12 protein-coding genes are annotated in these 16,821 nt (G+C 55.2%); 4 read left to right on the top strand and 8 right to left on the bottom strand.

Annotated elements, in window-relative coordinates; genetic code table 11:
* Positions 1–58: 58 nt before the first annotated feature.
* Positions 59–2,452 (bottom strand): glycoside hydrolase family 31 protein, encoded by a 2,394-nt coding sequence (locus NNO04_RS05505; protein WP_271443827.1) that lies wholly within the window; start codon positions 2,450–2,452, stop codon positions 59–61.
* Between the two features lie 17 nt (positions 2,453–2,469).
* The gene (locus NNO04_RS05500; RefSeq protein ID WP_271443826.1) at positions 2,470–3,771 is read right to left on the bottom strand and encodes an MFS transporter; all 1,302 of its coding nucleotides are present in this window, start codon (positions 3,769–3,771) and stop codon (positions 2,470–2,472) included.
* Positions 3,772–4,061: 290 nt separating this feature from the next.
* Between NNO04_RS05500 and NNO04_RS05495 the strand changes: the two genes are divergently transcribed.
* Complete coding sequence (locus tag NNO04_RS05495; RefSeq protein ID WP_271443825.1) at positions 4,062–5,135, top strand: LacI family DNA-binding transcriptional regulator; 1,074 nt, start codon at positions 4,062–4,064, stop codon at positions 5,133–5,135.
* On the opposite strand, the gene NNO04_RS05490 is transcribed toward NNO04_RS05495, so the two are convergent.
* The 4 genes from NNO04_RS05490 to NNO04_RS05475 form a co-directional block, all read right to left on the bottom strand.
* Positions 5,132–6,394 carry a DUF1479 domain-containing protein gene (locus tag NNO04_RS05490; protein WP_271443824.1) on the bottom strand — a complete coding sequence of 421 codons (1,263 nt, stop codon included), beginning with the start codon at positions 6,392–6,394 and terminating at the stop codon, positions 5,132–5,134. The two genes, NNO04_RS05495 and NNO04_RS05490, sit on opposite strands and share 4 nt — an antisense overlap.
* Positions 6,395–6,639: 245 nt before the next feature.
* Positions 6,640–7,455, bottom strand: coding sequence for a Cof-type HAD-IIB family hydrolase (locus tag NNO04_RS05485; protein ID WP_271443823.1), 816 nt, complete (start codon positions 7,453–7,455; stop codon positions 6,640–6,642).
* 172 nt (positions 7,456–7,627) lie between these two features.
* Positions 7,628–10,060 (bottom strand): glycyl radical protein, encoded by a 2,433-nt coding sequence (locus tag NNO04_RS05480; RefSeq protein WP_271443822.1) that lies wholly within the window; start codon positions 10,058–10,060, stop codon positions 7,628–7,630.
* Positions 10,061–10,065: 5 nt separating this feature from the next.
* Positions 10,066–10,965 (bottom strand): glycyl-radical enzyme activating protein, encoded by a 900-nt coding sequence (locus NNO04_RS05475; RefSeq protein WP_271443821.1) that lies wholly within the window; start codon positions 10,963–10,965, stop codon positions 10,066–10,068.
* A 134-nt stretch (positions 10,966–11,099) separates the two neighbouring features.
* On the opposite strand from NNO04_RS05475, the gene fsa reads away from it, so the two are divergent.
* On the top strand, positions 11,100–11,762 hold the full coding sequence (fsa, locus tag NNO04_RS05470; protein WP_271443820.1) for a fructose-6-phosphate aldolase: 663 nt from the start codon (positions 11,100–11,102) through the stop codon (positions 11,760–11,762).
* 40 nt (positions 11,763–11,802) lie between these two features.
* On the opposite strand, the gene moeB is transcribed toward fsa, so the two are convergent.
* Complete coding sequence (gene moeB, locus NNO04_RS05465) at positions 11,803–12,552, bottom strand: molybdopterin-synthase adenylyltransferase MoeB (protein WP_271443819.1); 750 nt, start codon at positions 12,550–12,552, stop codon at positions 11,803–11,805.
* Complete coding sequence (moeA, locus tag NNO04_RS05460; protein ID WP_271443818.1) at positions 12,552–13,787, bottom strand: molybdopterin molybdotransferase MoeA; 1,236 nt, start codon at positions 13,785–13,787, stop codon at positions 12,552–12,554. The genes moeB and moeA overlap by 1 nt, the downstream gene beginning before the upstream one ends.
* Before the next feature lie 189 nt (positions 13,788–13,976).
* Here moeA and iaaA point away from each other — a divergent pair, with 189 nt between their 5' ends.
* Complete coding sequence (iaaA, locus tag NNO04_RS05455; protein WP_271443817.1) at positions 13,977–14,942, top strand: beta-aspartyl-peptidase; 966 nt, start codon at positions 13,977–13,979, stop codon at positions 14,940–14,942.
* Positions 14,929–16,800: a glutathione ABC transporter ATP-binding protein GsiA gene (gene gsiA / locus NNO04_RS05450; RefSeq protein WP_271443816.1), complete on the top strand. Its 1,872-nt coding sequence runs from the start codon at positions 14,929–14,931 to the stop codon at positions 16,798–16,800. The genes iaaA and gsiA overlap by 14 nt, the downstream gene beginning before the upstream one ends.
* Positions 16,801–16,821 lie beyond the last annotated feature (21 nt).

Below are 16,821 nucleotides of genomic sequence, written 5' to 3'. Positions count from 1 at the left end.
GTCGTGGGCGTCTCTGTTGACAGGTAAGAACCGCACAAAGTGGGACTCACCGTTGATGTCACTGCAATGTGGAGGCGGAGAGACAAAAATGCGCATCATCCTGTGAAACGGCTTTGCCATCGATATACAACGTGCGTGGATCGTTGCCCGCCAGCGTAACGGCCAGTGTGCGCCATGCGGGCTGATAGTGGCCTTTACGGGTGAAGCTCACATGGATCGCGCTGGCGCAGCAACGCATCTCCCATCCGAGCCACAGCGCATTGCCTTGCTGATAATTCCAGCTCTCGCCATCATCCTCAAACAGCATACCGGTCGTCGTGCCCGTGCCCTTCACGGGGAAGAGTTTCAGCTCGCGCGTGGTGTCTTGTTCTGCGCTGACGTGGGTAATGCGTTCGCTCAGCGGTAAACCGGCGCCTGCCCGAACCAGCAACGGCAGTTTTTCCAGTGGGGCATCGCGGGTGATCCACTGGCCTCCGGAGAACCACTCGTGAGTGTAAAAATCGTACCAGCCGGTTGCGTTATCCGGTAACCAGACGCGACGCTGGCGCTGGCCTTCTTCCACTACGCTTGCGACTAAAATATCGCGACCGAGCAGGAAATCGTCACACTCTTCGAAGGTTTGCGCGTCATGCTCATGGTCGAGGAACGTTGGGCGCAACATCGGCTCATCGTCGGCATGGGCTTGCCAGAGCAGGGTATAAAAATACGGGAGTAAGCGATATCGCAGCTCAATCGCACTGCGAATGGCAGGGGTCACGCCCGGGTACATCCACGGTTCATTAACCGTATGGTCATCATTCCAGGAGTGAATGGTAAAGCGTGGGTGCATCACGCCATTCTGGACCCAGCGTACAAACAGTTCGGCATCCGGTTTGTCGCCGGAGAACCCGCCCACGTCGTGACCCACATTAAACAGGCCGGAAAGGCTCATCCCCAGCCCCATTCGCGTGTTATAGCGCAGCGTGTCCCAGTTGGTGCGGTTGTCACCGCTCCAGGTCTGAACGTAGCGCTGCATCCCGGCGCAGCCGGAGCGCGAGATCAGATACGGCCGTTTTTCCGGGGCAAAACGCTGCTGGGCTTCCAGAGAGGCGCGCATCATTAGGAGCGGCATCACCGGGCGAATGTGTTTAATGGCGATTTCATGACCAAAGCCGTGACAGCGGGCTTCGCCGTCCCACACTTCAAACTCGTTGTTGTCGTTCCAGGTGGAGTCGATGCCCATCTCCAGCAACTGGGTGGTCACGCCATCCTGCCACCATTGAATCGTTTGTGGGTTGGTAAAATCGAGATTAGATCCTTCATCGTCCCAGAAGCTGGAGCGTTCCGGGGCGTCGGTTTCAGAATCGCGAATGAACAGACCTTTTTCCGCCACTTCGTTATAGCGCGGGTGATCCTGCAACAAGCACGGCTTGATGTTGGCTGCCAGTTTCAGCCCTGCGTCATGGAACGCGCTGGACATCACTTTCGGCTGTGGCACTTTGTCGTAGTTCCAGTTGAAGACGTAGCGCTTGCCGTTGATCGAGGTATAGCCGGAAGAGAGCTGGAATGAATCGCACGGAATCGCGTGCTCTTCGCACAGGCGAATAAAGTTCATCAGCTGGTTTTGCGCATCCGGCGCGTCGGTGTAATGCATGGTTGAGCCGCTGTACCCCAGGCTCCACTTCGGCCCGAACAGCGTTTTTCCTGTCAGGCGCACAAAGGCTTTCGTGACGTCCAGCACCCGTTTGCCGGTAAAGATGTAGTAATCAATATCACCGGCCTCCGCCTGCCAGCGGCGATATGCGGTGTGGTAGTTGTCAATTTCATTACCCAAATCCAGCCAGCAGCTGCTCAGGTTGTCATAAAAAAGACCGTAGCTCACATCATCGCGGCGGGTAATGGTAAAGGGAATATGCTTGTACAGCGGATCGGTACTGACGGCGTTATAGCCCATCGCGTCCAGATTGCGCATCTCATAGCGTTTACCGTTGCGCTGCAAATTACCGGCTTTCTCACCCAGCCCGTAAAAACGCTCATCTTTACGACGGCTCAGGTAGTGCGCCACGCCGTCACCGTGGGCGTTCAGCAGATAGGCGCTGGTGCTGCGATCGCTCGCCAGCGGCTGCCAGTCGCCCGCCTCATCGCGATAATGCCACTCCAGCCACAGCGGCTGGTGGACGGTGACGCGCAGTTGTTCAGTGCTGATCGTCACTGTCTCGTCTCGCTGCTCCAGGGTCCACGCCGGACAGCTAAAACCGCTGAGGTCATCGCGAGAGCGCCCCTCCCAGGGCACATCGTGTTTAGGTGCGATGCTCCAGGTTCTGTCCAGCGCCAGCTCGCCTTTACGTTTAATGAGTACGCGGAACAGATTCTCTTCCAGTACGTACAGGCATACGCGGTGCTGGTTATCCACCAGCAGCTCCAGATGATGCGCTGATTGTTTATCAACGGTCCAGTTCTTCAGGGTTTTCATATGCAATACATCCACTATCAAGCGCGCTTGGCGCGACGTTCAGCAATAAATGCCACCAGGAAAATAGCGCCAATCAGGTCGAAGAAACCCATGGCGATGAAGAGTGGGTTAAAGCCGATTTTGTCAGCGGTAACACCAATCAAAAGGGAGAACAGGAAACTGGCGATCCACGCCGCCGAACCGCGCATGCCGTTGACGGTCGCCATCTGACCTTTATCAAACGACTCCACGACCAGTGCGCTCAGCATGCAGGAGATGATCTGATGTCCGAAACCGCCGATGGACATCAGGATCACCGCGATAATGGGATCCCGGGTGATCGCAACGACGGCGAGCGAAATCATCAGGAACGCACCTGTGACGGAACTGGCAATGGTTGAGTTAACGCGTGAGCAGCCGAACAGGCGGGTATAGAGTCTGGTCAGATAGCCACTTGCTACGCTGCCGAGATCGGCGGCGAGAAACGGCAACCAGGCAAACAAGGCGATCTGCTTGAGATCCATATTGTATTCTTTGGCGAAGTAGAGCGGCATCCAGAAACTGAACACTGCCCATGCCGGTTCTGCCATAAATGCCGGGATGGCAATACCATAAAAACGTTTGTTTTTCGCGACGCCTTTCAGCGCGGTGAAGAAGGGCTGTTTTACGGGCGCGGGCTCGTTGTCTTGCTTGATCCAGGCCAGTTCATCTTTGCCGAGATTCGGGTGCTTTTCCGGGTTATGGTAGAACACCCACCACAGAATCACCCACAGCAGCGCCAGCACGCCGGTGAACATAAATGCACCCTGCCAGCCAAAAGAGGCGTGGGCAAAGTAGATAATTGGCGGCGCTAACATCGCGCCAATTGAGAAACCCACGCCAGCCCAGCCAGCGGCAATCGGGCGTTCGGTTTTCGGGAACCATTCGCCAAGGGTTTTGGCGTTGGCCGGGGTGGCAGCGGCTTCTGCGCCGCCCATAAAGAAGCGCAGAATGGCCAGATGCAGCCAGTTCCCGGCGCCAGCGTGAGCGATACAGGCAATGGCCCACAAACAAGCGCAGATCATAAAGCCGAGCTTCAGGCCGATCACATCAATCAGCCAGCCGCACAGGGGCTGGAAAAGGGTGTAAGCGAGCTGGAAGGCGCCGACGATCCAGGAGTATTGTTCGGTGGTAATACCCAGACTGTCTTTGAGCTCCGGGGCCAAAATACCTAACGAGTTTCGCGTGATGTAGTTAACCGTGACGCCAAGTAAAAACAGCACCAACATATACCAGCGCAAGTTTTTCATGACACGGCGGGTTTTGCTTGCCGTAACTGTGTTGTTAATGTCCTGACTCATTTCTTTCTCCACAAGACGGACGATACAGGGAAAATTCATTCCAGTTGTCATACAGATTTTTATCAGTTTGATACTTATCTGTTTTATGGTCTAAAGCTGACGTACAACTAGTATGGGAGTTGTGTAACAAATTCACCTTAAGGGAGAAAATGGGCGGCTAATAGCGGATTTTGTGCAAACTTTCTCATAACGATTGTCTTTTATTTGTCATGATGCACCGGACACCCGTTACAGCTTAATCTGAGGGTTGTGAAAATTTTTTCATTTGCCTGATGGAGCAAGATCACAAAATGGATAAAAGGCTCAAAATCACCGAAATTGCCGCCCGTACGCAGCTCTCCATCAGCACCGTTTCCCGGGTGCTCGCCGGGAAGGCCAACACCAGTGAAAAGGCACGCAATAAAGTGCTGGCCTGCGCGCGGGAACTGGGGGTGATGGACGGTATGGCGGCGGGGCGGCTGCTGCTCAATAACCTGCTGGTATTTGCGCCGCAGCGGGCGTTTGATGAGCGGTCCGACATCTTTTACTACCGGGTTCTTCAAAGTTTAAGTAAAGGTCTGGCTTCCCATGAGGTCAGACTACGGTACTGCGCGCTGGAAGAACTGGACAGCGATGCCCAGCTTTTTCTGACGCGCATTAATGAGCCGGAAACGCAGGCGGTGATGTTGCTGGGTATCGATGATCCGCATATTCATGATCTGGTGGTGGATGTCGGGAAACCCTGCATGCTGATCAACTGTCGTGACAGACGAATGCGTTTACCTGCAGTTGCGCCCGACCATCGCGCAATTGGTGAGCTGGCGGCTGAATATCTGTTTGAAATGGGCCACCGGGAAATCATGAACGTGTTTTGTCTTCGTCGTTACACGATGGAGCTTCGGCTGGCGGGCGTTCGCGATGCCTGGCAGTCGCATAATCTGACGTTTAATGATCAACGCGATTTGCTGGTGGTGCCCAGTTTCAGTGCGAAAGAAACGGAACTGCAGGTGAGCGAATGGTTAAAGCAAACGTCAGCCAAAGCGCTGCCGACGGCGTTTCTGGTGGGCGGTGATTTTATGGCTGCAGGAACAATCAGCGCGCTGCAAAAGCAGGGATTGCGTGTGCCGCAGGATGTCTCGGTCATGAGTATCGACGGATTTAATCTGGCAACGATTCAGGATGTGCTCTTAACCGCCGTTCATGTCCCGCGCGATGCGTTGGCAATTGAGGCCGTGCATATGCTCCAGCAACGGTTGATGCGCCCCGATGCGCCGGTTGGGACGCTGTTGCTCAATGGCTCTCTGGCAATACGCGAATCTGTCCGGCGGATACGTCAGGGAAAACGACGCACCGCCGTAGAGAGAGAAGGGCTGTATGACGATTAAGCCATACCCAGCGCACGCTTACCGTGAATATTCAAATCATTGAGCGTAAAGCGTCCTTCCCAGTTGGTTTCATAATCTTCACGGGGGAAGTCGCCCGGCGAGGCGCCTTTCTCCAGGGCTGCTTTAACTTTATGCGCGTAAGCCAGATTTTTTTCGCACATCGGCGCGGCGGGGATGTACATCACGTTACCCCAGCCTTGCTGGTTTTCAACGGGGGCCACGGAGTGAATGACGTCGCAATGCCACCAGACCGAGTCACCGGCTTCCAGTTGCGGAATGCTGGTTAACGCTTCAATTAACAGCGGGTGCCATTGTTCAGAAATGGGCAATACTCTGCCCGGCGCGACGCCACACAGTTCATCTTCCGGAACATCATCCAGCAGAGGGCGCAACAGGACATACGCCATCGCTTCCGGGATCGGCACCACGTGCATCAATCCCTGGCCGGGCAACATATCGGAAAGCGCGGTCCAGCCCTGGAAAGTACGGAACACCGAACATTTGGTGGTGTTATCCACGGTGTACTCTTCCACTTCGGTACGGTGCGCTGCGTTCCACGGATCGTACTGATCAATATTGCCACCAAACACATCGGCGAAGACCTGCTGATACGCAGGGAGCAGCCAGCGTTCCAGGGCGCCAGAGTCAGTGTGTGCGCCGAGACCTTTTGAGGTGGTTCCCGGCGGACGGCGGCGAATACGATCCGGGTAGATAACGCTCACATCCGGGTTAAACCACTGCTTGCCGTCGCGTTCAAAGGTCCACAAACGGTTGAGGAACGACTGGGCGTTAGCCATCTCCTCGCTTTGACGCGCCTGCATTTGCGCCTGTGACCAGTAGATCGGATAAATTTCCGGTCGGGAGGCAGACAGGGTACCGAAAAAGTTATCGCCGGGGCCTTTATACACCTCGTCAAAATGGTTGCGATCCAGGTAGTCGAGCATCGACTGATCCCAGTCCAGCGCCTGTTCGCGTGGGAAATGACGCTTAATGACCACGCAGCCGTGTTGTTTAATCTCTTCTCGTTGCGCCTCTGTGATGCGGCCTGCCTGAATGTCAGCGTAAGTGAGTTCAGGCCAGACAGTTTCGCCGCGTGCTTTACGCGCATTAATGTCCGCCACGCGGGATGCAATCACATCACTGAGTTTGTCAAAAATCTGCTGAACATCACCGAGTTGTGCTCGCAGCGCTTTCTTCATCTGCCGGATAGCGGATTTGTGGTCGGCGGGTAACGTATCGCTTGTAAAGGTAAGAGCCATAAACACCTCACATAAACTTTCATTCGAAAGAAATATAACTTACAAGTGATACTTTAAGTTAAAAATAAGTTAATGCAAGTTGAAATTTTCGACAGTGTGAAAAGAATGCAAAGAGAGGAGTAAAAACTGGAGCGCAATGCTCTAAAGGGGCGTTCAGGAATTAAGGAGAACCCTTCACCAGAGTCAAAGGTTCTCCCTCATTCCTCAACGAATTGGCATTAAAGCACCCGCTTCAGATTTCTGATTCACTCATTGAATGGGGCGGTGTTATCCAGCACGGCCTGAATGACGTTCAACGCGCCCTGGTGATTATTATCGTCAGTGGCAAAGCGGGAGAGGGCTTTGATGCTGTCTGCGGCATTCTTCATGGCGAACGAGTAGCGCGCCATTTTCAACATTTCCGCATCGTTACCGCTGTCACCGATGGCGACCACATTTTGCGGTGACAGATTCCAGCGTTTTAACAGGCGGCTAATGCCGTTGGCTTTATGCAGGCCTGGAATGATCAGGTCAATAAAACCGAATCCGCTGGTGACCGGTTTCATAATGCCATCCAGCGCGGTATGCAGTGAGTCGATCACCTGGGGGATCTGCTGATCCGCTAAGTTCAATGAGAATTTAAACAGTACGTCGTCGATGTCGTGAAAATCCTTCACCGGTTTCAGGCGGTGATAGTGCTTTGACATCAGCGATACAAAGGCGTCAGGGGCATTTTCGCTGATGTAAGCGCTTTGCAAACCACAGGCGACGAAATTGAGTTGCTTATCTTTTAATAATTCGCCGATCACGATGCGCGATTCGTGTCGGGTCAATTCGCCGTGAAACAGTTGCCTGCCATGCTCAAAAACCAGCGCGCCGTTTTCGGCGACAAAAGAGATTTCATCTTTGAGTTCGGGGAAGAAGGAGATGAGCTGGTAATACTGATTGCCGCTGGCGACGACAAATTCAATATCGCGTTTTTTCAGTTCCTGATACTGCGCCATAAAACGCGCATGATCGTACTGCTTGGCGTCGTCGAGAAAAGTCCCGTCCATATCGGTGACGATAACTTTTACGGTCATACATTGCTCTCCAGAATATTACTGCGACCAGCAACATTCTAATAACAATGTGACCTGAAGCACAAATTTAATTTCGAATGAAAGTGAAAGCACCGGGTTGCGGTTGCACCTTACCCGGCCAGGGGGGAGAAACGGGTAGGCCCGGTAAGCGTAGCGCCACCGGGCATGAAGGTTACAGCATATGCTCGGTACGGGCGATGATATCGTCCTGAGCATCCGGAGAGAGCGCGGTGAAGAAGGCGGAATAGCCTGCGACGCGCACGACCAGGTCGCGATACTGGTCCGGGTGCTTTTTCGCTTCCAGCAAGGTTTCACGTGACACGATGTTGTACTGAATATGCCAGCCTTTGTGCTCTTCAAAGAAGGTGCGCAGCAGGATCATCAGCTTCTGCTTGTCGGACTCATTTTCCAGGGTGGCTGGATTCAACTTCTGGTTGAGCAGCACACCGCCGAGAATGGAGCCGGTCGGCAGTTTGCCGACGGAGCCAATCACCGCCGTGGGGCCGAGGTGGTCAGTACCAGAAGATGGGCTCGCGCCTTCTGCCAGCGGCGTATGGGCTTTGCGGCCATCCGGTGTTGCCATTGTCGCAGCGCCAAAGGGGACGTTTGCGGAGATAGACGACGTGCCGGCATAGTAGTTGCCACCCGTCGGGCCACGACCGTAACGCGGATTATGGTACTGTTTCAGTTCGTCAATATAGGTCTGGTAAGCGCGGGCCAGCAGGGTATCGACACTATCATCATCGTTACCGTACTTCGGCGCGCCGTTGATCAGACGCTGGCGCAACTGTTCGTGAGTTAATCCCTCAAAATCGTCAGCCAGTGCTGCCGCCAGCTGCTGCTGACCAATCGCACCCTGGTCAAAGACCAGTTTTTTCACGGCGGCCAGGCTGTTGCCGAGGTTGGCGATCCCCACCTGCAGACCTGAAACCCAGTCATACTTCGCGCCGCCTTGCTTGATACTTTTCGCGCGTTCGATGCAGTCATCGACCAGCGCTGAGCAGAGAATGTCATGTACGTTCTCTTCCAGCATGGTATCGACCACATACTCAATTTCGATCGATTTACGGGTGTAGTAGCGAATCTGGGTATCCCAGGCCTCCATCACTTCGTCGAAATTATTGAAGTTACCGGCAGAGAGCGCTTTTTCCTGCGGCAGGAAGACTTTCCCGCTGGTGGCGTCACGACCGCCTTCCAGCGCCGCCAGCATCACACGCGCAAAGTTAATAAAACTCATCCCGGTGCAGCGATAACCCCACTTGCCGCCAACGGCGGTTTCGATGCAGCCGATAGCCGCGTAGTCGTAGGCATCCTGCGGGTCGATGCCGAGTTTAATAAATTCCGGAATGACGATTTCGTCGTTGTTAAAGGCCGGCATCCCAAAGCCGCAGCGAATCACCTGTACGCAGGCGTCGAGGAAGTCATTGCTCATCCCTGCGTGGTAGCGCACGCTGAGGTTTGGCTGTGTTGAGCGCAGACGACCGCAGGATTCTAAAATGGCGTAGGAGAGCGGGTTAACCGCATCCATCGGCTGGTCGTTAACCAGATTCTGACCGCCAATGGTCACGTTTTGATACAGCGGGCTACCGGCAGACGCTTTGGAGTGGGAACCGGAACGGATTTTGTTCACTTCCAACAGTTTCAGCCAGCAGCTGTGCAGCAGCTCAATGGCGTGTTCGCGATCCAGCGTCTGGTTCAGCTCGACGTCGCGACGGTAGTACGGGTAGAGGTATTGGTCCATACGACCGAACGAGACGGAGTGGCCGTTAGACTCAATTTGCAGAATAAGCTGGATGAAGTAGCACAGTTGCAGCGCCTGCCAGAAGGTTTTTGGCGGTTCGTGGGCGATCACATCGCAGTTTTCCGCCATGGCCAGCAGTTCGTCGCGGCGGCTTTCGCGCGTTTCGGTGGCCGCCATTTCGCGTGCCAGGTCGGCAAAACGCTCGATGTGCAGGCTCACCGCATCGAGGACGATATCAATCGCTTTCAGGAACTGATCGCCGTGGAGATCTTCCAGGCAGGTGAGATTAATGCGGGAACGACGCTCGTCGACTTTGTGACGCAGACCGTCGAGACCTTTTTCCAGCACCAGCGGGAAGTTGACCGCCAGATGCGCATCGCCGGAGGTCATGTTGCCTTCCGCTTTGATGATCCCCGTTTCCAGCAGACCTTTTTGCTCATCGGTAAACATACCGTAGCAGCGTTCCTGAACAGTCTGACCACGCCACCACGGGCAAACTTCATGCAGCACGCGTTTGTTCTCTTCGCTGACCGCAAAACCGGCGCCCGGACGATCGGCGAGGTCATCGATCTCTTTTTCAATCCACGAGACGGTATATTCCGGGAAGATAGGCGCAGCGCGGACTTCACTTGCCTGGTTGCCGATGATCAGCTCGTCGTGTTTGATCCAGATGGTACGTTTCGCCAGATGATGAGCCAACGCCAGAGCACGACGGACCGGAATAGGTTTATTCAAATGCTGCTGGTACATCTCGGTGTAATGCTGGGCGCGCTCGGTACATACCGGCGGTTTCACAATATGGATAAGCGCGGTTTTGTGTGCCTTGATGCGGTCGCTGAGTGTATCCAGTTTCAGTGTGGTCATGGGAATTATCCTCGTAAAGTCGCGGTCAAACCTTTCGTGCAGGCGTACTGTTGAGCAAAGTCTAGCAGCGCAGGCGCATCAAGCGGTTTGTCTGGGGCGTTGTAGGGTTGACTGAGTAAGTTGTATTTGTTGATGCCCAGCGTGTGGTAGGGCAGAAAATGGATTTCACCGACGTGCAGTTCGTCGGCGGCAAAATCGGTAATGGCTTTTATTGCTTCTTCATCGGCATTAAAACCCTGAATCAGCGGCACGCGAATAATGATTTTTTTCCCTGCGGCGGCTACTTTTTTCAGATTTTCCAGCACCCGTGCGGCGTTGCCATCGGTCCATTGTTTGAACGGGGCGTCGGCAACATGCTTCAGGTCTGCCAGAAACAGGTCGATATTCGGTAACGAGGGCTCGATGTATTTCCAGGGCACATGCAGGCAGGTTTCAACGGCAGTATGAATGCCTGCGTCGTGGCTGGCTTTGAAGAGCGCGGCCGCCAGTTCTGGCTGCATAAACGGTTCGCCGCCGGAGAGGGTAATTCCACCGCCGCTGCGATCGTAAAAGGGTTTATCGCGCACCACGGTGGCCATGATCTCTTCCACGCTTTTCATCTCGCCGCACACGGTTAACGCTTGCGTCGGGCAGCAGTGGGTGAGTGCATTCATATGAGCGTCGGTCAGTTTCTCACGGTGGATCAGCAGGCCATTCAGCGTACGTTCGCACACACCTGGCGCGGCCTGAGCGCAGAGGTCGCAGCCTTCCAGGCACAAACGCGCATCGTATAAAAGATCCTGCGTACGTGCGCGGCTCTCCGGGTTCTGGCACCAACGACAGCTCAGGGAGCAGCCTTTGAGGAACACCACGGTTCGTATACCTGGGCCATCGTGAGTGGAATAGCGCTGAATGTTGAAAATCATAAATCGGCCCTCTTGTTTCGTATAAAGATTAAATTACTTTCGAATGAAAGTTATATTGACGCAAGTCAACTAACCGAGAGGTTTTGCCGTGCTATCGTTAATCCATGCTAAATCTCACAGTTTGAGGAATGATTATGGAACTCTATCTGGACACTTCTGATGTCGATGCCGTAGCAGCCCTGGCGCGCGTTTTTCCGCTGGCGGGTGTAACCACTAACCCCAGCATTGTTGCCGCAGGTAAAAAGTCGCTGGATGTGCTGTTGCCTGAGCTGTATGAAGCGATGGGCGGGAAAGGACGTTTGTTTGCCCAGGTGATGGCAACCACGGCAGAAGGAATGGTCGGCGATGCGCGCCAACTGCGGGCGATTATTCCTGACATCGTGGTGAAGATCCCTGTCACCTCAGAAGGTCTGGCCGCCATTAAATTGCTGAAATCTGAAGGTATCCCAACGCTGGGTACGGCGGTTTACAGTGCTGCGCAAGGGCTGCTGGCGGCGCTGGCTGGGGCGGATTACGTTGCGCCGTACGTGAACCGTCTCGATGCGCAGGGCGGTGATGGCATTCAGACGGTCAATGAACTCCAGCAACTGCTGCACATGCATGCGCCGCACGCTAAAGTTCTGGCGGCCAGCTTTAAAACGCCGCGTCAGGCGCTGGATTGCCTGCTGGTAGGATGTGAATCCATTACGCTCCCACTGGATGTTGCCCAGCTGTTGATCAGCTCTCCGGCAGTGGATGCGGCGGTGAAGAAATTTGAGCACGACTGGCAGTGCGCCTTTGGGCGGACATCTCTGTAAGTTCTGATACCGGGTGGGCTCCATGCCCACCCTGACGGGGTTACTTCCCGCACACCTCACAGCCTGGATTACGCATTAACTTCATTTCGCGGAACTGGCAGGTCATGGCGTCGTACATGACGATTTTGCCGGAAGCGGGTTTTCCGTACTGCGCCAGTAATTTAATCGCCTCCATGGCCTGCAACGAGCCAATCACGCCGATCAGCGGCGCCATGACGCCCGCCTCCACGCAAGTCAGCGCATTCTCGCCGAACAAACGACTCAGGCAACGATAGCAAGGTTCACCGTCCTGCCAGGTGAAGACGGTAATTTGGCCTTCCATGCGGATAGCCGCGCCGGAAACCAGCGGCACTTTTGCGGCGAAGCATCCTGCGTTGAGCTGGTTACGCACCGCTACGTTATCGGTACAATCCAGCACCAGGTCATGCTCAGCGATCAGCGTATGAAGGGCTTCATCCTCCAGCAGAGCGTTAATCGGGGAGATGATGATATGCGGATTGATACGCATCAGCGCGTCACGGGCGGATTCAACTTTGGCTTGCCCGACCGTCGCGTCACTGTGCAGCGTCTGACGCTGCAAATTGGAAACCGACACCGTATCAAAATCGAGCAGTGTCAGATTACCTACCCCCGCGCTTGCCAGATATTGCGTAGCCGCGCATCCCAGTCCACCCAGCCCTACCACCAGCACGCGTGCCGCTTTTAAGGCTTCTTGCCCGTCAAAATCGAAGCCACGCAGAATGATTTGCCGGTTGTAGCGCATCATCTCCTGGTCGCTGAGCTCAGCCATTACAGACCTCCAAACAGCGCGTTAAACGGCTCGACTTCCACCCATTCGCCCGCTTCCACATTGCCACGATCGCGCTCCAGCACAATAAAGCAGTTCCCCAGGCTAAATGAGCTGAAAATATGCGAGCCCTGATGTCCGGTGGTAGTGACTTCCAGTTCACCGTCGGCTGTGCGCTGTAGTACGCCACGCTGAAAATCAAGACGCCCTGGGGTTTTCTTCAGGCGAGAAGCGGTGCGTACCCGCTGGCGTGCAGGCAGTCCACAGGCGGTGTTGCCGCTGAGTTTGGCCAGCAGTGGCTGAACGAGCTGATAAAACGTCAGCGCGGCGGAGACCGGGTTGCCCGGCAGACCGCAGAACCAGCTGTTGTTGAGCTTGCCAAACGCAAAGGGTTTACCGGGCTTAATGGCCAGCTTCCAGAACGTAATTTCGCCCAACTCTTCCAGAATCGTTTTGGTGTAGTCCGCTTCGCCCACAGAGACGCCACCGGAGCTAATCACCACATCCGCCTGGCTGTCAGCTTCCACAAAAGCGGTGCGTAACGCATGCGGATCGTCGCGGATAATGCCTAAGTTGATAACGTCGCAACCGAGCTGTTCCAGCATCAGATGTACCGCTAAGCGGTTAGTATCATAAATTTGCCCGTCGCCCAGCGGCTGGCCTGGCAGTTGCAGTTCATCGCCTGTCGAGAACAGCGCCACACGCACTTTACGGACCACCGGGACATCGGGGATGCCCAGCGAAGCCAGCACCGGCAGCTCTGCGGTGGTCAGGCGTGTTCCCGCTGCAAACACAACGGCGCCCGCGTTAATATCTTCTCCGCGATGGCGAATGTTTTGTCCGCCGCGAACGTCCGCAGTAAAGCGGACACCTTCGTCAGTTTGTTCCGTTTGTTCCTGCATCACTACCGCTTCACAGCCTGCCGGGACAGGGGCGCCAGTCATAATGCGGATGCACGTCCCCGTCGGCCATTCACCCTGAAAAGGCTGCCCGGCAAAGGCTTTTCCGGCCACAGGAAGCGGTTTACCGGAGGCCAGATCGCCTAAGCGTACCGCGTAGCCGTCCATCGCGGAGTTATCAAACCCCGGCACATCCAGGGGAGAGACAACGTCGTTTGCCAAAATGCGACCAAAACACTGCACCAGCGGTAGCGTTTCGACGGCGGTAAGCGGGGTAATGCGCGATAACATTTGCGTGAGTGCCGATTCAAGCGGCATTAATCCTGCGGTAAATTCCATGGAAATACTCCTGCGTGGCAAATTCGAATCCGGCTATTATGTCAGAAAATGCAGGCAGACTGTATGCCACCCCGGTCGTAACCTTTACATGCTGCTTGCATCTTTCTATATTCAAAAATTGAATGAAGAATTCGTAATAATTCTGATATTTATAGCAAAAGTATGTGCCACCGTTAATGGACGACAAAAATGGGCAAAGCAGTCATTGCGATACACGGCGGCGCAGGCGCCATCTCCCGCGCGCAATTGAGCCAACAGCAAGAACAGCGCTACATCCGGGCGTTGTCGGACATTGTTGAAGCAGGGCAAAGGATGCTCGAAGCGGGGGAAAGCGCGCTCGACGTGGTGACAGAAGCAGTGCGTTTGCTGGAAGAGTGTCCCTTATTTAATGCCGGTATTGGCGCGGTGTTTACCCGCGATGAAACCCACGAACTGGATGCCTGTGTCATGGATGGCAACACGCTGAAAGCCGGTGCTGTTGCCGGGGTGAGCCAGTTGCGTAATCCGGTGCTCGCCGCCAGATTGGTGATGGAGCATAGCCCGCACGTCATGATGGTGGGCGAGGGGGCAGAAAATTTTGCTTTTTCGCAGGGGATGGCGCGCGTTTCACCCGATATTTTTTCGACTCCCGAGCGCCACGAACAGTTGCTGGCGGCTCGCGCCGCAGGTAAAACCGCGCTCGACCACAGCGGCGCGCCGTTGGATGAGATGAATAAAATGGGCACTGTCGGTGCCGTCGCACTGGATCAAGACGGCAATCTGGCGGCGGCGACTTCAACCGGCGGCATGACCAATAAACTGCCTGGCCGCGTCGGCGATAGCCCATTGGTGGGCGCAGGGTGCTATGCCAATAATGCCAGCGTCGCGGTCTCTTGTACGGGAACCGGCGAGGTGTTTATCCGCACGCTGGCGGCCTACGATATCGCCGCGTTGATGGATTACGGCGGGCTGAGTCTTGCCGACGCCTGTGAGCGCGTCGTGATGGAAAAATTACCGGCGCTGGGTGGTCGCGGTGGATTAATCGCTATCGATCATGAAGGAAATGTCGCCCTGCCGTTTAACTGCGAAGGTATGTATCGTGCCTGGGGATATGCCGGGGATACGCCAACCACGGGGATCTACCGGGAAAAAGGGGATACCGTTGCCACACAGTGACGAACTGGACGCCAGCGATGTACTGGCCGTCAGCAATCTGAATATTGCGTTTTCACAAGAGCAGCAACGCGTTAACGCGGTGAGCAATCTTTCGTTTCGCCTCAAGCGTGGAGAGACGCTGGCGATTGTCGGCGAGTCGGGATCGGGAAAATCGGTTACTGCGCTGTCGTTGATGCGTCTGATTGAGCAGGACGGGGGAGAGATTCAGTGTGATGAAATGCTCCTGCGCCGGCGTAATCGTCAGGTAATTGAGCTGGGCGAGCAAAACGCTTCTCAGATGCAGCGTGTGCGTGGCGCGGATATTGCCATGATTTTTCAGGAACCGATGACCTCGCTCAACCCGGTGTTTACCGTGGGAGAGCAAATCGCCGAATCGATCCGTTTGCATCAGGGTGCCAGTCGCGAAGAGGCGATGGCGGAAGCAAAGCGGATGCTCGATCAGGTGCGTATCCCCGAAGCAAAAGCCATTTTATCCCGTTATCCGCACCAGCTTTCCGGTGGTATGCGCCAGCGCGTGATGATCGCAATGGCGCTGTCGTGTCGTCCGGCGGTGTTGATTGCGGATGAACCGACGACGGCCCTGGACGTCACAATTCAGGCGCAGATCCTGCAATTGATCAAAGTGTTACAGCAGGAGATGTCGATGGGGGTGATTTTTATCACCCATGATATGGGGGTGGTGGCTGACGTCGCCGATCGGGTTCTGGTGATGTATCAGGGCGAGGCCGTGGAAACCGGCAGCGTTGAGCAGATTTTTCATGCCCCGCAGCACCCGTATACCCAGGCATTGCTGGCGGCAGTACCGCAACTGGGGGCGATGAGCGGACATGCGCTTCCGCGTCGTTTTCCGCTCATTTCACCCGGCGACCCACAACAGCGTGAACTGCAGACAGAACAGGATACGGTCGTCGCCGGTGAGCCTATTTTGCAGGTGCGTAATCTGGTGACGCGTTTTCCATTGCGCAGCGGCATCTTTAACCGGGTGACTCAGGAAGTCCATGCCGTAGAGAACGTCAGTTTTGATCTCTGGCCGGGCGAAACGCTTTCGCTGGTGGGGGAATCCGGCTGCGGCAAATCCACGACCGGACGCGCGTTATTACGACTGGTGGAATCGCAACGCGGAGAGATTACCTTCAACGGTCAGCGTATTGACATCCTTCCTGCGGGCAAATTGCAGGCGCTCCGTCGGGATATTCAGTTTATCTTTCAGGATCCTTACGCCTCGCTTGATCCTCGCCAGACGGTGGGATACTCCATTATGGAGCCGCTGAGCGTTCATGGCGTGCTACAGGGTGATGCGGCGGCGTCACGAGTGGCCTGGCTGCTTGAACGTGTCGGTTTGCGCCCGGAGCATGCCTGGCGGTATCCGCACGAGTTCTCCGGTGGTCAGCGTCAGCGAATCTGCATTGCCCGCGCGCTGGCGCTCAATCCCAAGGTGATCATTGCCGATGAACCCGTCTCCGCGCTGGATGTGTCTATTCGTGGACAGATAATCAATCTGTTGCTTGATCTTCAGCGGGATATGGGGATTGCCTGGCTGTTTATCTCCCACGATATGGCGGTGGTTGAGCGAATCAGCCATCGTGTGGCGGTGATGTACCAGGGGCAAATCGTGGAAATCGGTCCTCGCCGCGCCCTGTTTGAAAACCCGCAACATCCGTATACCCGTAAGTTGATGGCGGCCGTCCCGGTGGCCGATCCTTCCCGGCATCGGCCGCAGCGTGTGCTGTTATCCGATGATATTCCCAGCAATATTCGCAAGCGAGGGGAACACATTACACCCGTGTCATTGCAGTTGGTTGGGCCGGGTCATTACGTTGCGCGTCCGCAGCCGGAAAATGCGCTTTCGCGTTTATAACATTCGGACACACAGGGTTTC

This window comes from Citrobacter sp. Awk 4, from assembly GCF_028069725.1.
GTDB lineage: Bacteria > Pseudomonadota > Gammaproteobacteria > Enterobacterales > Enterobacteriaceae > Citrobacter_D.
Note: the sequence above shows the minus strand (reverse complement) of the source record. Positions and strands in the feature narration are given on the sequence as shown.

Excerpts from the sequence above, each read along its gene's own strand:
- NNO04_RS05505 (WP_271443827.1), bottom strand. The coding sequence starts at position 2,452 with ATGAAAACCCTGAAGAACTGGACCGTTGATAAACAATCAGCGCATCAT.
- NNO04_RS05500 (WP_271443826.1), bottom strand. The coding sequence starts at position 3,771 with ATGAGTCAGGACATTAACAACACAGTTACGGCAAGCAAAACCCGCCGT.
- NNO04_RS05495 (WP_271443825.1), top strand. The coding sequence starts at position 4,062 with ATGGATAAAAGGCTCAAAATCACCGAAATTGCCGCCCGTACGCAGCTC.
- NNO04_RS05490 (WP_271443824.1), bottom strand. The coding sequence starts at position 6,394 with ATGGCTCTTACCTTTACAAGCGATACGTTACCCGCCGACCACAAATCC.
- NNO04_RS05485 (WP_271443823.1), bottom strand. The coding sequence starts at position 7,455 with ATGACCGTAAAAGTTATCGTCACCGATATGGACGGGACTTTTCTCGAC.
- NNO04_RS05480 (WP_271443822.1), bottom strand. The coding sequence starts at position 10,060 with ATGACCACACTGAAACTGGATACACTCAGCGACCGCATCAAGGCACAC.
- NNO04_RS05475 (WP_271443821.1), bottom strand. The coding sequence starts at position 10,965 with ATGATTTTCAACATTCAGCGCTATTCCACTCACGATGGCCCAGGTATA.
- fsa (WP_271443820.1), top strand. The coding sequence starts at position 11,100 with ATGGAACTCTATCTGGACACTTCTGATGTCGATGCCGTAGCAGCCCTG.
- moeB (WP_271443819.1), bottom strand. The coding sequence starts at position 12,552 with ATGGCTGAGCTCAGCGACCAGGAGATGATGCGCTACAACCGGCAAATC.
- moeA (WP_271443818.1), bottom strand. The coding sequence starts at position 13,787 with ATGGAATTTACCGCAGGATTAATGCCGCTTGAATCGGCACTCACGCAA.
- iaaA (WP_271443817.1), top strand. The coding sequence starts at position 13,977 with ATGGGCAAAGCAGTCATTGCGATACACGGCGGCGCAGGCGCCATCTCC.